Source organism: Paenibacillus sp. MABNR03 (genome assembly GCF_050455445.1).
Taxonomy (GTDB): Bacteria; Bacillota; Bacilli; order Paenibacillales; family Paenibacillaceae; genus Paenibacillus; species Paenibacillus xylanilyticus.
On the sequence record NZ_JBCIYR010000003.1, the window covers coordinates 11,899 to 26,410 of the forward strand.

General features: G+C 46.6%; 12 protein-coding genes. 11 read left to right on the forward strand and 1 reads right to left on the reverse strand.

Features of this window, described 5'->3' with window-relative positions; translation table 11 throughout:
• Positions 1 to 84 precede the first annotated feature (84 nt).
• The 5 genes from secD to AAIH57_RS15310 all read left to right on the forward strand — a co-directional run bounded on the left by secD (position 85) and on the right by AAIH57_RS15310 (position 6,271).
• The gene (gene secD / locus AAIH57_RS15290; protein ID WP_175397164.1) at positions 85 to 1,335 is read left to right on the forward strand and encodes a protein translocase subunit SecD; all 1,251 of its coding nucleotides are present in this window, start codon (positions 85 to 87) and stop codon (positions 1,333 to 1,335) included.
• Positions 1,325 to 2,233 carry a protein translocase subunit SecF gene (secF, locus tag AAIH57_RS15295; RefSeq protein ID WP_430022181.1) on the forward strand — a complete coding sequence of 303 codons (909 nt, stop codon included), beginning with the start codon at positions 1,325 to 1,327 and terminating at the stop codon, positions 2,231 to 2,233. The genes secD and secF overlap by 11 nt, the downstream gene beginning before the upstream one ends.
• A 73-nt stretch (positions 2,234 to 2,306) precedes the next feature.
• Entirely contained in the window at positions 2,307 to 3,272 is a 966-nt protein-coding gene (locus tag AAIH57_RS15300) for a cation diffusion facilitator family transporter (RefSeq protein ID WP_175397166.1), read from the forward strand.
• A 40-nt stretch (positions 3,273 to 3,312) separates the two neighbouring features.
• Positions 3,313 to 5,721 carry a single-stranded-DNA-specific exonuclease RecJ gene (recJ, locus tag AAIH57_RS15305; RefSeq protein WP_430022183.1) on the forward strand — a complete coding sequence of 803 codons (2,409 nt, stop codon included), beginning with the start codon at positions 3,313 to 3,315 and terminating at the stop codon, positions 5,719 to 5,721.
• Positions 5,722 to 5,758: 37 nt separating this feature from the next.
• Positions 5,759 to 6,271, forward strand: coding sequence for an adenine phosphoribosyltransferase (locus AAIH57_RS15310; RefSeq protein WP_175397168.1), 513 nt, complete (start codon positions 5,759 to 5,761; stop codon positions 6,269 to 6,271).
• A gap of 183 nt (positions 6,272 to 6,454) precedes the next feature.
• On the opposite strand, the gene uraA is transcribed toward AAIH57_RS15310, so the two are convergent.
• On the reverse strand, positions 6,455 to 7,771 hold the full coding sequence (gene uraA / locus AAIH57_RS15315; RefSeq protein ID WP_175397169.1) for a uracil permease: 1,317 nt from the start codon (positions 7,769 to 7,771) through the stop codon (positions 6,455 to 6,457).
• A gap of 372 nt (positions 7,772 to 8,143) precedes the next feature.
• Between uraA and AAIH57_RS15320 the strand changes: the two genes are divergently transcribed.
• The 6 genes from AAIH57_RS15320 (at position 8,144) to hisS (ending at position 14,374) form a co-directional block, all read left to right on the forward strand.
• A complete protein-coding gene (locus AAIH57_RS15320; RefSeq protein WP_175397585.1) occupies positions 8,144 to 10,321 on the forward strand; it encodes a RelA/SpoT family protein in 2,178 nt (725 codons plus the stop codon).
• A 12-nt stretch (positions 10,322 to 10,333) separates the two neighbouring features.
• A complete protein-coding gene (dtd, locus tag AAIH57_RS15325) occupies positions 10,334 to 10,795 on the forward strand; it encodes a D-aminoacyl-tRNA deacylase (RefSeq protein WP_430022185.1) in 462 nt (153 codons plus the stop codon).
• A 74-nt stretch (positions 10,796 to 10,869) separates the two neighbouring features.
• Positions 10,870 to 11,037: a hypothetical protein gene (locus tag AAIH57_RS15330; protein WP_175397171.1), complete on the forward strand. Its 168-nt coding sequence runs from the start codon at positions 10,870 to 10,872 to the stop codon at positions 11,035 to 11,037.
• Positions 11,038 to 11,355: 318 nt separating this feature from the next.
• The gene (locus AAIH57_RS15335; protein WP_175397172.1) at positions 11,356 to 11,862 is read left to right on the forward strand and encodes a type 1 glutamine amidotransferase domain-containing protein; all 507 of its coding nucleotides are present in this window, start codon (positions 11,356 to 11,358) and stop codon (positions 11,860 to 11,862) included.
• Positions 11,863 to 11,951: 89 nt separating this feature from the next.
• Positions 11,952 to 12,398: a hypothetical protein gene (locus AAIH57_RS15340; RefSeq protein ID WP_175397173.1), complete on the forward strand. Its 447-nt coding sequence runs from the start codon at positions 11,952 to 11,954 to the stop codon at positions 12,396 to 12,398.
• A 722-nt stretch (positions 12,399 to 13,120) separates the two neighbouring features.
• The gene (hisS, locus tag AAIH57_RS15345; RefSeq protein ID WP_413036029.1) at positions 13,121 to 14,374 is read left to right on the forward strand and encodes a histidine--tRNA ligase; all 1,254 of its coding nucleotides are present in this window, start codon (positions 13,121 to 13,123) and stop codon (positions 14,372 to 14,374) included.
• Positions 14,375 to 14,512 lie beyond the last annotated feature (138 nt).

The following is a 14,512-nucleotide window of genomic DNA, read 5'->3' on the forward strand; positions in this document are numbered from 1 at the left end:
GATCTTTTTGTGTTGGAAATTGACTGCTTTTTACGGCATCGCTATAATAGGAATATTGAGAATGAAAGGGGATCTAGGAACGGCATGAAAAGAATTGTCAGTTTCATTCTGGTCGTGCTTGTGACCGCAGGAGTCATGTTGGGCACAAGTCCGGGGCTGCTCAAAAATATACGCTTGGGCCTTGATTTAAAAGGAGGCTACGAGATCTTATATGAAGCAGAGCCGCTGGAACAAGGGCAGGAAGTCACCAAAGCTTCATTGGTACAAACTGCAAAAAGTCTGGAAAGCCGTGCCAATGCGCTCGGAACAAGCGAGCCGGAAGTAACAACAGAAGGAACAAACCGGATTCGTTTGAAGTTGGCTGGCGTTACCGACGAGGCTGAAGTAAGAGCCAAAATGAAAGAACCTGCTGTTCTGACTTTCCGTAGTAAAGGGGAGAACGACAAGGAAGGCGAGTACACAAAAATTGAGCTTCGAGGAAATGAATTTGTTGAGAATGGGGCAAAAGTGACATTCAATCAGCTCAATGAGCCTATGATTGATATTCAAGTGAAAGACAAGGCCAAGTTCTCTGAAATTACGAAGCGTCTCATTGGACAACCTCTGGCCATCTATCTGGATGATCAGTTACTCTCTGCCCCAACCGTACAACAGCAATTGACTGACGGTTCGGCACAAATTACAGGAAGTTACACACGTGAGGAAGCGAATCAGCTTCGTGATACCATTAACCTGGGTGCACTCCCTCTGAAACTCACAGAGAAATACTCACAAAGTGTTGGAGCAACACTCGGTAAATTGTCTCTCGACCAAACCATTAAAGCGGGATTGATTGGTTCCGTTATTATTTTAGTGTTCATGATTGGTTTGTATCGCATACCGGGGATTATCGCAAGTTTCTCCTTGATCACACATACATGGCTGGTACTGGCAATCTTCTATATGGGAGAATTTGTGCTGACCCTTCCGGGTATTGCCGCATTTATCCTGGGTATAGGGATGGCGGTCGATGCCAACATCATTACGTACGAACGGATTAAGGAAGAAATGCGGAGTGGTAAATCGATTCTGTCTTCGGTCAAAGCGGGTGGAAAGAGTTCCTTCCGTACCATTATTGACTCGAACATTACAACAATTATCGCTGCAGCGGTTATGTTTTTCCTGGGTACAGGTGCAGTCAAAGGTTTTGCACTCGTGCTGATTTTTGACATCGTCACCAGCATTATCACGAATATTTTCTTCTCCCGCTTCCTGTTGACCCTGCTTGTGCGGGCTAACGTGTTGAAGAAGCCTAAGTACTTCGGAGTGAAGGAGAGTGAAATTCGTGCGCTTTAATTGGAACTTTGATTATATTAAAGGCAGTAAAATTGCCTATACCTTTTCAATTATCTTAACTGTTGCAGGGATTATCAGTTTGTTATCCTTAGGACTGAATTATGCTGTTGATTTTCGATCCGGTTCAAATGTGGACATCACGGTATCCAAAGCTATTACAGCAGAACAAATTAAGCCCATAATTAATGATATTGGCATCAATGATGGGGATGCTCATATTACAACTGGTGCGGATCGAGTGAATGTCCGCTTCTCTAATGTACTGGATGAGAAACAGGAGAGCCAGTTCAAGGAAGAATTCACCAAGCTGGATTCAGCGGCTTCCTATGAAGTTAATACCGTGGATCCAGAGATGGCCAAAGAATTAGAGCGTAATGCCATTTATGCTGTGCTTATCGCAAGTATCGGAATTATGATCTACGTCGCTATCCGATTTGAATGGCGATTTGCAGTTGCAGCAGTCATTTCCTTGTTCCATGATGCATTTGTGGTAATTAGTGTATTCTCTCTTTTCCGACTTGAAGTAAACTTGACATTTATAACAGCTGTATTGACAATTGTCGGTTTCTCGATTAATGACACGATTGTTATCTTTGACCGGATTCGGGAGAATTTGCGTTTTGCCAAGAAAACAACCAAAGCCGATTTGCGCGAAGTGGTTAACCGCAGTTTGGCACAAACCATGACACGTTCATTGAATACGACATTTACGGTGTTCATTGCATCGCTTTGCTTGTTTATCTTCGGTGGAGAATCCATCCGCATGTTCTCGCTTGCGATGGTGATCGGAACATTGTTCGGTGCATACTCTTCCATCTTTATCGCAGCACCGTTGTGGTTGACACTCAAAGGTAAACAGCCAACAAAACCCAAAGCAACTGCGAAAGCAACCAACTAAACATCTGATTGTCAAGCCGCGTCTGTCAGGCGCGGTTTTGCAACTTTTGGTACAGTATTAAGGGGGAATTTCCATGACCAGAGAACGTATTCCAGCTGCTCAAGCGGCAACGTGGAGTGGTATTGCTGGGAATATGACACTTGCAGTGATCAAGGCTGGAGTCGGTTATATGGCGAACAGCAAATCGCTGCTTGCAGATGGCCTGTATTCTGCCTCGGAAGCTGCTTCCTCCCTGGCAGGTCTCTTCCCCTCGAAGTCTGTACAGAATAGGAACAAGGCCCACCGAGAACGGTCCAGGGAGCATTCACGTATGGCTAGGCCTGGGATTACGGTGTTGCTGTCTGTCCTTATTCTTATGGGCGGGTTGCAGATCGCCATTTCGGCTCTGACCGGATTGACTGGAGATGATCCTGGCCAATCGGCGAAATATGACCATGCACTTATCGCAGCTTTTGCTGCACTTGCCGTGAGAGAAGCCATTTTTCAATTTCAATATCGATATTTTCGCAGACGTAACCAATCACAGGCACTGGCGTATGCTCAGGAACACCGACGTGCGCTCTATTGTTCACTTACCGTGTTGGTAGGCATCGCAGGTTCTATGGCTGGAGAAACGATGGGTATAGGATTTCTGCTGTATATGGACCCAGCAGCTGCACTAATCGCTTCCTGTTTCGTTCTTCACAAAGGTTACCGCATGATCGTGGATACCGTCTATGGCTCACTGGTTCAGGAGCTGGAGCAGGAAGAGGCATTAGATTTTAAGGAAACGGTACAGCGTGTGTATGGTGTCATTACGATTGAGCATCTGGTTGCACGAGAACAGGAACACGATGTGACCATTGAGCTGGTCATTAGTGTGAATCCGAGAATATCCGTGCTGGAGGCTCAGGAAATTGCCAATCGGGCCAAGACATTGCTGTTAACTCGTTTTAGTCATGTAAAAGAAGTGCAAATCCAGGCTATCCCTTATGATCCGGGATATCCTTATAAATCCAATCATGAACTGCCCGATCATGAAGCGACATTAATTCAGTAATGGAGCGCGGGTCCCGTAGATCAGGAAAGGAGCGTTATCATTGCTTTATTCGCAATACCGGTGGAACACACCGAATATCGATCTGGAGGCGGCTGCGGGACTCTCGCAGGCGCTTTCCGTTTCAGGACTTGTTGGACGTTTGCTGGTTAGCCGGGGAGTTCATAATGAAACAGAGGCAGAACGGTTTCTTCATCCCGATCTAGGGCAGATGCATGATCCCTATCTGCTCCTCGGCATGAAGGAAGCTGTCCCCCGTATCCGGCTGGCGCTGGAGCGCGGAGAACATATTTTAATTTATGGGGATTACGATGCGGATGGGGTATCCAGTACTTCTCTGATGATCCATTTAATGCGGCATCTTGGGGCATCCTATGATATCTACATCCCTCATCGTTCCAATGAAGGTTATGGGCTGCACAACCATGCGCTGGATTGGGCCCATCAACAGGGTGTTTCACTAATCATCACGGTTGATACAGGAATCAGTGCAGTCGATCAGATTGCTTATGCAGGAACACTTGGAATGGAAGTTATAGTCACAGACCATCATGAACCACCCGAAGTATTGCCTGAAGCTTATACGTTGATTAATCCGAAACTTCCGGATTGTCCATATCCCTTCAAAGGGTTAGCCGGCGCTGGTGTGGCCTTAAAACTGGCCCAAGCCCTGATCGGTGAGGTGCCTGGCGAATGGATGGAGATCGCAGCCATCGGGACTGTTGCCGATCTGATGCCGCTTGAAGGAGAGAATCGGGTTATTGTCAGTTATGGCGTCGAGTCCATGCGGGGATCACGTCTTCCCGGCGTTAGTGCACTGCTTGAAATTAGCGGTGTGGATCAGAGCCAGGTTACCTCAATCAATATCGCTTTTGCGATGGCTCCACGAATTAATGCCAGTGGACGTCTGGATCATGCCGGAAGAGCAGTGTCGCTGCTTACAACCGAGGATCTGGATGAGGCTCATATGCTTGCAGGGCAACTTGATCTGCTCAATCGGGAACGACAGCAGGTTGTTGAGGGCATACTTCAGGAAGCCAGCGCGCAGTTGGAGCAGAAAATTCAGCTCCGTTCCGGAAAAGTTCCGGATGTGATCGTTCTTGCGGGAGAAGGCTGGAATGTTGGAGTGGTTGGCATTGTGGCATCCAAATTGCTGGAACGTTATTACCGACCAACACTCATTCTCGGGATCGACCCAGAGAGTGGTGTCTGCAAAGGCTCTGCTCGCTCTATTGAAGGCTTGGATATTTATGAGGCTCTCACAGCCTATAAACACACCATGGACCATTATGGGGGACATCCGGCAGCCGCAGGCATGACCCTCCATCGGGATCAGTTGGAAGAGCTGGAGTCGGGACTGAATGAGTTTGCCGGGGCTGTATTAACGGAAGAGGATTTTATGCCTCAGCGCCTGGCAGATGACGAATGCAGAATCAGTGATGTGCCGTTGAAAGTGATCCAGGAGATTGACAGGCTTCAACCGTTTGGTATGAGCAACCCTTCTCCCCGTTTCGTTTTGCGGAATGTAACGGTAAAAGAAACTCGAACCATGGGCCGGGAGAAACGCCATTTGAAACTGGTTCTCGAACAGGATGGGCAACAGCTTGAAACCGTTGCTTTTGGAAAGGGAGCCTTGGCTGAATTTTTACCTGCGGGTACTCTTATTGATGTTATGGGTGAACTGTCCATTAATGAATGGAATGGGATGCGGAAACCGCAATTGATGCTTCAGGACATTCATGTTCCTCATGCTCAAGTGTTTGACTTGCGCGGAAACGCTGATCCGCTGAACGCCATGAAACAGTTCCTAAGTTCACTTGAAGTACATTTAAAATATACATCTGGTTCGATCGGTGCAATTGTCCGGAAGGAAACAAATGTTTCTGAGGGAAATTCATTGTATGAACCGTGCCTTTGGGTATATGATAGAAAGGTCGGTTTGTTGCCGTTTAATGCTGCTGCGCAGCATTATGGACAGGAGCAGGTCCGGACGTTATTTGTGTTTGATACGCCAGAAACCCCGGAACAACTTGATGCCATGCTGGCCATGTTCAGCGGAGCCGAGAATATCATCCTTCTGCACGGATCAGGCAACCGCCGAGATCGCCTTCAGATGCCTTCTAGAGAACTCTTCAAGCGAATTTATATGCTGGTGTCGAAATGGAGAGCCGAACCGGTAGAGGAACAAGAGATTACTCCTGTGCTCAGTCGTCAGTGTGGATGTTCGCCACGCATGATCACGATGATGCTGGATGTATTTGAAGAATTATCGTTCATCACCCGAAATGATGGCAAGATATCGTTTGTGGATAACCCGCCCAAGCGTGAATTAACCTCGTCCCGTCATTATCAGGCCTTGGAAAGCATGGCCGAAACAGAACAGGTATTGCTGGATGCATCTACACCGCAGCTGACACAATGGATGATATCCCGGATGAAGGGCGTATCTTAAATGGAAGTTGTGCTATTTATTTTAGGAGGAGATTATTTTGGATTTTAAAGAGTATATTCGTGTCATTCCTGACTTTCCACAACCGGGAATCAGCTTCAAGGACATTACGACATTGTTGAAGGATGGAGAAATGTACCGCAAGGCGATCAATGAGCTGAAAGTAATGGTTTCTGATCTCAAAATTGATGTCATTGCTGGACCTGAAGCACGTGGTTTCGTTGTGGGCGCTCCTCTGGCTTACGCTCTTGGTGTCGGATTTGCTCCGATTCGCAAAAGCGGCAAATTGCCTGGAGAGACGATCGAAGTAGGTTATGATCTCGAATATGGCAAGGATACGCTTGCGATGCATACCGATGCGATTGAAAAAGGACAAAATGTTCTGATTGCTGACGATTTGCTGGCAACGGGCGGAACGATTGCAACTTCCGTTAACCTGATTGAACAATTGGGAGGCAAAGTTGTTGGAGCCGCATTCCTAATTGAGCTGTCTGACCTGAATGGACGAGCTAAATTGCCGGAGATTGAAGTATTCACGTTGATGAACTACTAAGATCCCTGCATTCGTGTTTTACACAATTTAAAGTGTATCTCCCTTTTCCCGGGAAATAATATACAGCATTAATGATTATAAAAAGCCTGCTTCTCATTTCGCTCTGGACTGAGAAAGCAGGCTTTTTGTGTTTTCGTATTTTCGTGCGCAATTCATAATGTACATAAGTATGCGCCGAGTGTGTCAATCAGGTGTTTTTTCTGTCAGTGGTTGTTTCTCCGATTGATCGTTGGACCAGCCGAGTACGTCAAACAATTTGAACAATAGGCTCAGCAAAATACCGACAATGGTAGCGAGTGCCATACCTTTCAATTGGACACCATAGATCGATACCTGAGTTCCGCTTAATCCGATGACAAGCACAAGCGTAGTCAGCAAAAGGTTCGTTGGTTTGGCGAAGTCTACTTTTTGTTCAACCAGAATACGCAGGCCGGATGCGGCAATGACACCAAACAGAAGCAGGGATACACCACCCATAACCGGTACCGGAATGTTGGCTACAAGTGCCGAGAATGTGCCAGAGAACGATAGCACGATCGCAATAATAGCTGCGCCACCAATAACGTACGTGGAGTAGACTCTTGTAAGTGCCATAACTCCGATATTTTCGCCATAGGTTGTATTCGGTGTGGATCCTACAAAGCCGGACAGAATAGTGGAAACGCCGTTTCCGAGCAGGGAACGGTGGAGACCAGGGTCTTTGGAAAGATCCTTGCCAACAATGCTGCTCGTTACGAGCAAGTGTCCGATGTGCTCTACAATAACAACAAGCGCTACAGGTAAAATGGTGAAGACAACAGACCAGTCAAATGTAGGTGTTGTTACGGTTGGGAGCGAGATGATTTCAGCACTGGTAATTTTTTCGGTTTCGACTGCATTCATAAAGTATCCAAGTACATAACCGGATACAATCCCGATCAGAATGTGAATGATTTTAGGGAAACCGCGGAATGTCACGGCTCCGATTACAGTGATGCCTAGAGTGACCATGGATAAAATAATGGGTTTGGCCTGAGGAACCCAGTTAGGGTTATTCACAGGGTCCGAATTGATTAGCCCTGCCATTCCAGCCGCAACAGGCACAAGTTCAAGACCAATCAGGGCAACGATGGCGCCCATCACTGCTGGAGGGAACACAACATCAATCCAGCCCGTCCCGGCATATTTAATGATTAGAGCCACAACGCAGAATACAATGCCTGTTACGATAAATGCACCGAGCGCCATGGAGTAGCCATTACCCGGATGTGAAGCTAAAACGGACGATACAGGTGCGATAAAAGCAAAACTGGAGCCCAGATATGCAGGTATTTTGCCTTTGCACATCAATATGTAAAGCAATGTTCCGATACCGTTCATTAACAGGATCATGCTTGGATCAACCCCGAACAGATTCGGTACAAGCACCGTGCTGCCAAACATGGCAAACAAATGCTGCAGACTGAGCAGGGAGCCAGATCCCAGTGGCATCTTCTGATTAACCTGAATTTCGCGTTGCAATGAATATTCATCTCCTTTTCCGAAACACAAATCTTCAATAGATTACAGAGTTTCTCTTAATTAATCAATAACATTTTTTGCGTTTTGGCTTTGAATGTACGTTTTTTAGCAAATGTTGATTCTATTTCGTATATAAATGGCCATAATAATTAAGATAATTCCACGATTCAATCCCGGTGAAGGGGACTATAAACAAATTGATGGGACAGTCATAAATTCTTTTAAAAAATTGGATATATGCTCTTATTCGTCAGCAGTTGACGGGAAACGGGTGAAGCGTCATAATTATAGGAAATTACTTTTACGGGGAACCTGTGTTGATCATTTGTCACGGGTTCCATTTTGTATAGAAAGGACACGGAACAGATCAGAATGGGCATAGAGCAATTACTCGAGAAGGCCGGAGCTTATATCAAAGAACCCGATCTGGTGCGCATACGTGAAGCTTACGAATTTGCTGATCAGGCCCACCATGGACAGACGCGAAAATCGGGAGAACCGTATATTCTGCATCCGCTTGCGGTTGCCGACATTGTTGTGAACATGCAGATGGACACCATCTCCATAATAGCAGCGCTTCTTCATGATGTTGTAGAAGATACTACGGTATCGCTTGAAGAAATCCGCAATCACTTCGGCAATACGTGTGCCATGCTTGTTGATGGCTTGACGAAGCTGGAACGTATTCAGTTCCGCTCCAAGGAAGAGCAGCAGAACGAAAACTATCGTAAAATGTTCATCGCCATGGCGCAGGACATCCGTGTCATCGTTATCAAATTGGCTGACCGTCTGCACAATATGCGGACTCTCAAATTCCAGTCGGAAGAAAGCCAGCGCAGAATCTCTTATGAGACGCTGGAGATTTTTTGTCCAATTGCAAACCGTCTGGGTATCTCTGCGATCAAATGGGAAATGGAGGACATCGCTCTCCGTTATTTGAATCCGCAGCAATACTACCGCATTGCAAACCTGATGCACAAAAAGCGTGCAGAACGTGAGCAGTACATTGATACGGTCATGGACGGTATTACGACCAAGCTTGATGAAATGGGAATTCAGGCAGATCTGTCTGGTCGTCCGAAACATATTTACAGTGTGTTCAAGAAAATGACAACGAAAAACAAGCAGTTTAACGAAATCTACGATTTGCTTGCGATTCGTATTATTGTGGATAATATCAAGGATTGTTATGCTACGCTCGGCATTATACACACACTATGGAAACCGATGCCTGGACGATTTAAGGATTATATTGCCATGCCGAAGGCCAACATGTACCAATCGCTCCACACAACGGTGGTTGGCCCCAATGGCGAACCGACCGAAGTTCAGATCCGGACATGGGATATGCACCGTACTGCCGAATTCGGGATTGCGGCCCACTGGGCATACAAGGAAGGTGCAGCCACCGGAAATAATTTTGAAGATAAAATTACGTTCTTCCGGGAAATTCTTGAGCTTCAAAATGAAGCGCAGGATGCATCTGAATTTGTCGAATCCCTTAAAATGGACTTCTTCTCTGACCTGGTATTTGTGTTTACGCCAAAAGGCGAAGTCATTGAGCTGCCTACAGGCTCCGTGCCGCTGGATTTTGCGTATAGGATTCATACCGAAGTCGGCAACCGTACGATTGGTGCCAAAGTGAACGGTCGCATCGTTCCGCTTGATTACCATCTGAAGACCGGTGATATAATCGAGATTTTGACGTCCAAACATTCTTATGGTCCAAGTCAGGATTGGCTCAAAATTGCGAAATCATCCCATGCCCGAGCCAAGATCAAGCAGTGGTTTAAAAAGGAACGCCGCGAGGAAAACGTTGAAAAAGGCCGCGAAAGCTGTGAGCGTGAACTGAAGCGCATGGGACTAGATCCGTCTGCCTGGATGACAGATGACAAGTTGCAGGAAGCAGCCAAAAAATATGCGTTTAACGATATTGAGGATATGCTCGCGGCTGTCGGATTCGGTGGCATTACCGCTGCACAGATCGTAACCAAAACAACAGAGAAGCTGCGCAAGGAACAGGAAGAATCGAACTTGCTCGAACTGAATTCCGAAATGCGCGAGCTGAAGCCTGCACCTGAACGCAAAAATCGTCCAACCAATGGCATTCGTGTCAAAGGAATCGATAATTTGCTTGTTCGCTTTGCACGCTGTTGTAATCCTGTACCCGGGGACGACATTATTGGTTACGTTACACGTGGACGGGGTGTATCCGTGCATCGCAGCGACTGTCCAAACATCCCATCAAGCGGAGATGGAGAAGAAGCAGCGCGCGTCATTGAGGTAGAGTGGGAAGAAAATATCGAGGCCAATTACAGTGTCGACATTGAGATTACCGGCCATGATCGCAATGGTTTGCTTAATGAGGTGCTTCAGGCCGTTTCCGAAAGTAAAACCAATATATCTGCCGTCACCGGACGGACAGACAAAAATAAATTAGCATTGGTGCACGTTACGATTCTGATTCGCAATACAGAGCATCTGCATTCTGTTGTTGAACGGATCAAACGGGTAAAAGATGTCTACTCAGTGCATCGGATCATGCAGTAAGGAGCCTGTAAGATGAGAGTGCTTGTACAACGCTGTAAAGAGGCTCAGGTAACGGTTGGAGAAGAAATAACGGGACAGATTGAATCCGGCGTAATGCTGCTCGTGGGTATAACCCATGAAGATACGGAGAAGGATGCAGTATACCTGGCAGACAAGGTTGCCGGACTTCGGATTTTTGAGGATGATCAGGAAAAGATGAACCTTAGCCTGGTAGATGTTGGTGGCGCAGTCCTTTCCGTCTCCCAATTTACTCTGTACGGTGATTGCCGCAAGGGGAAACGACCAAGCTTTGCAGCGGCAGCCAGACCCGAAGCAGCTGAGGTATTATATGAGACCTTTAATCAGCTATTGAGGGATAAAGGCATTCAGGTGGAAACAGGGAGATTCGGAGCCATGATGGATGTGTCCTTTACGAACTGGGGACCCGTGACGCTAATGCTGGAAAGCCCCATTCGTCAGGAAGCGCGTGCATAATTCGCCGGGGATCAGGCGATAATGAAGGAAGATTCAAGAATTAGCATAAGCTGATCAAAGGAGTATCTCTCATTATGCGTCAGTCTGCCAAGATAACACGTTCCCGCACCGAACCACTGCTTATTCCCGGAAACCTGTATGAGTCGCTGAAACTGGCTCGTGCAGCTTCTGAATGCGTGGCTGCGATCTGGTCTACCCAGGATTCTGATAAGGGAGAGCAGAGTCGTCTTCCTCGTGCCTAAGTTATGCTGAAAGAACAATTTGCAAGCAGGTAGTCATTATATATGTTGAAGCTTACTCGCATAGTAGCGAACCAAAAAGCCCTGATTCGATGTTTCGAATTAGGGCTTTTTGGGTTTCAGTCGTATTTTGTATGTCGGAAAGAATATTGAAGGCATCAACTGTTATAAACAGCTGCAGTTAGGGTAATAACAACACGAGGCACATGATTGTGCCAAAGTTCAGGGTTTGTACAACGGATTACTGCATTTGTAGATCATAAAGTGCTGCAAAACCCGAATACGAAAAGATTTTTCGAACACGGAAAGGAGAACGTACTTATGAGTAAAGTTGCTTTTTTATTGGCGAATGATTTTGAAGATTCGGAAATGCAGGTCCCATATGACGAGGTGAAAAAGGCCGGACACGATGTAGAAATCATCGGTTTAAAGGCTGGTGAAACCCTCAAGGGTAAAGGCGGCAAAGCCTCCTATACTTCAGATAAGGCGATTTCAGAAGTTTCAGCTTCAGATTATGACGCTGTTGTAATTCCGGGGGGATCTTCTCCTGAAAACCTGCGTACGGATGCAAATATTCTGAAATTTGTAACCGAGATTAACAGTGCGAAAAAACCGATCGCTGCAATCTGCCATGGACCACAAATTCTGGCTAGTGCCGATCTGCTGAAAGGAAGAACCATTACATCCTATCCTCCACTTAAAGATGATATGGTCAATGCCGGAGCTGAATTTAAGGATCATGAAGCTGTAGTGGATGGTAATTACATTACATCAAGAACGCCAGCCGATGAGCCTGCATTTGTTCGAGAACTGCTAAAAGTCATATAATCGGTCACGGGTAATCGATTAGCTTGTTTAACAAGTTAATCTGCACCATAAATGATGATTCAATTTATTCCGATAAAGGAGGGTTTGACATGGCAAAGCATATTCAGGCATATTTTCGAACCGAAGATGAGGCAGAGGGTGCAAGAACTTCACTTCAGACATTTCGGACGGAGCATTTGGAGGTAGGACAGCTGGACAGTGCGATTGGCAGAGACAGACGCATCATGGTACCCCTGGTGCCTTATAACACCGCGGGTGGTGCAGGTACCAATGGATCCATGGGTGTGGGTACGGCACCCGGAGTTCCAGCCAGCGAAAACGTCGTTCCTGTCGTTAGCAACGTGGATCGTAACGCTGATCGGGGCCCCCGTGACAATGCAAATGAGGATGGAGACCTGCTGGATGCTGCAGACGTGTCCTCGGACGATTATGATGATCTGCATTATGTTTTGTCTGCCAAAGTCCAGGATGCGGATTATGATGAAATCGTTCATAAACTCCGTTCCAACAATGCCTATGTGGAAGAATTGAATTAACGTGTAGATCCCTTCATTCAGGGCCCTGCGACGCCTGACTTTAAAGTCGGTGTTCTCGCAAGGGCCTTTTTGATGATACTAAGTCAGCCTGATTATAAAGCGCTATCATTTTTGTAATATTACTGTAATATTAGTTACATAAGGCTTTAACATAGGGCGTTTATAATAACAAGCATGACCCCCTTTTTTTATATATCCTTTGAGCCTGCACACCGTGTGCAGGTTTTTTTTTGCTGTCTTATCATGTTAGCCCTTGACTTTAGTACTGCGGTTCATTACAATCAGAAAATAAATTAACTTTAAAGGTTATACTATAACTTAAAACGATATCATGATGATTTGATGACGGGACTAAGTACTCCGTGCCCACATGACCAGAGAGGAATCCCCAGGCTGTAAGGATTCTCTTGATGAGCGGACGAATGACTTCCCCGAGAACAGACGGCGAACACATCAGACTGATAATCTGATAGCCATTAGCCGGCCTGCGCAGGACGTGCGTTACACGTAGAGCGGAATGATTTTTTGATCGGAATGCTGTAAGGCAGTCCCTTTGATCAGATGATCACCTGAACGGCGAAAGTGTCAGGAGTTCCGGAATGTGGGTGGTACCACGGGTGAATGTATAAACACAATCTCTCGTCCCTTGTTTGCTGTATACAGCGACAGGACGAGGGATTTTTTTGTTATCTAGAGAAAAATAGATGCTGGAGGGATGGAAGATGGCTTTTCAGAAACCAACGGGAACTCAGGATTTGCTGCCTGGGGTAGTGGAGAAGTGGCAGTTTGTAGAGGAGAAAGTAAGGGATCTGTGCCGCCGGTTTAATTATCGGGAGATTCGCACACCAATCTTCGAACAGACATCACTGTTTGAGCGGGGTGTAGGAGAGACAACAGACATCGTTGAGAAAGAGATGTACACGTTCAAGGACAAGGGAGATCGCAGCATGACCCTCCGTCCGGAAGGAACCGCTGGCGTTGTACGTGCTTTTGTAGAGAATAAGCTCTATGGGGAGCCGGATGTAACGAAACTTTATTATGTCGGCCCCATGTTTCGTTATGAACGTCCGCAAGCAGGACGTCAACGTCAGTTCCACCAGTTCGGCGTGGAGGCATTCGGAGCTGTAGATCCGGCGATTGATGCTGAAGTTATCGCACTCGGTTATCAGTTCTGCGTCGAGCTTGGATTGAAAGATGTCAAAGTCGAAGTAAACTCGGTTGGTAATGCAGCAAGTCGTGCGGCTTATCGTGAAGAACTGCTTGGTTTCCTGAGACCGATGAAAGACACCCTGTGCAAGGATTGTCAAAACCGCATGGAACGTAATCCGCTCCGCGTTCTGGATTGCAAGGTGGATCAGGACAAGTTTGTCGGTGCACCATCCATTCTGGATAGCCTGGACGAGGAAGCAACGAATCACTTTGCGAAAGTTCAAAGTCTTCTGGGGGATTTTGGCGTAGATTACACAGTGAATACAAGATTGGTACGTGGACTCGATTATTACACCATGACGGCATTTGAACTGAAAGCTCAGGGCATTGGTGCCATTGATACGGTGGGTGGCGGCGGCAGATATAACGGCCTCGTTGGGGACATTGGTGGGCCGGATCAACCGGGCATTGGTTTCGGTATCGGTCTGGAACGTATTCAACTGATTCTGGAACACCAAAATATTGATGTAAGTGCCCTCGCACCGCTTGATGTGTACTTTGTTGCCCTCGGCGAAGCAGCGGACCGGGAAGTCAACCGTCTGTTGTTTAAACTTCGTCAGTCTGGTCTTTCGGGTGAACGTGACTATCTGGGTCGCAAGATGAAAGCTCAAATGAAATCGGCGGATCGATATAAAGCCCGCTACACGGCAATTCTTGGCGACGATGAGCTGGAACGTGGAGAGATTGCACTGAAATCGATGGATACAGGTGAACAGCAAACCGTGAAACTGGAAGAGCTGATTGCAACCATTCAGGGAGCCAAATAAGAGCACAACAGAAACAGCCAGCTGTTAAACAAGTTGATTCAACAATGGAATGATTCGGCAGCTTGCAGGGGGTCTACAAGCAATTTACCAGTTCATTCGGGAATGTTGGAGACCCCGGTAAGCACTCTGCCTTTTCGA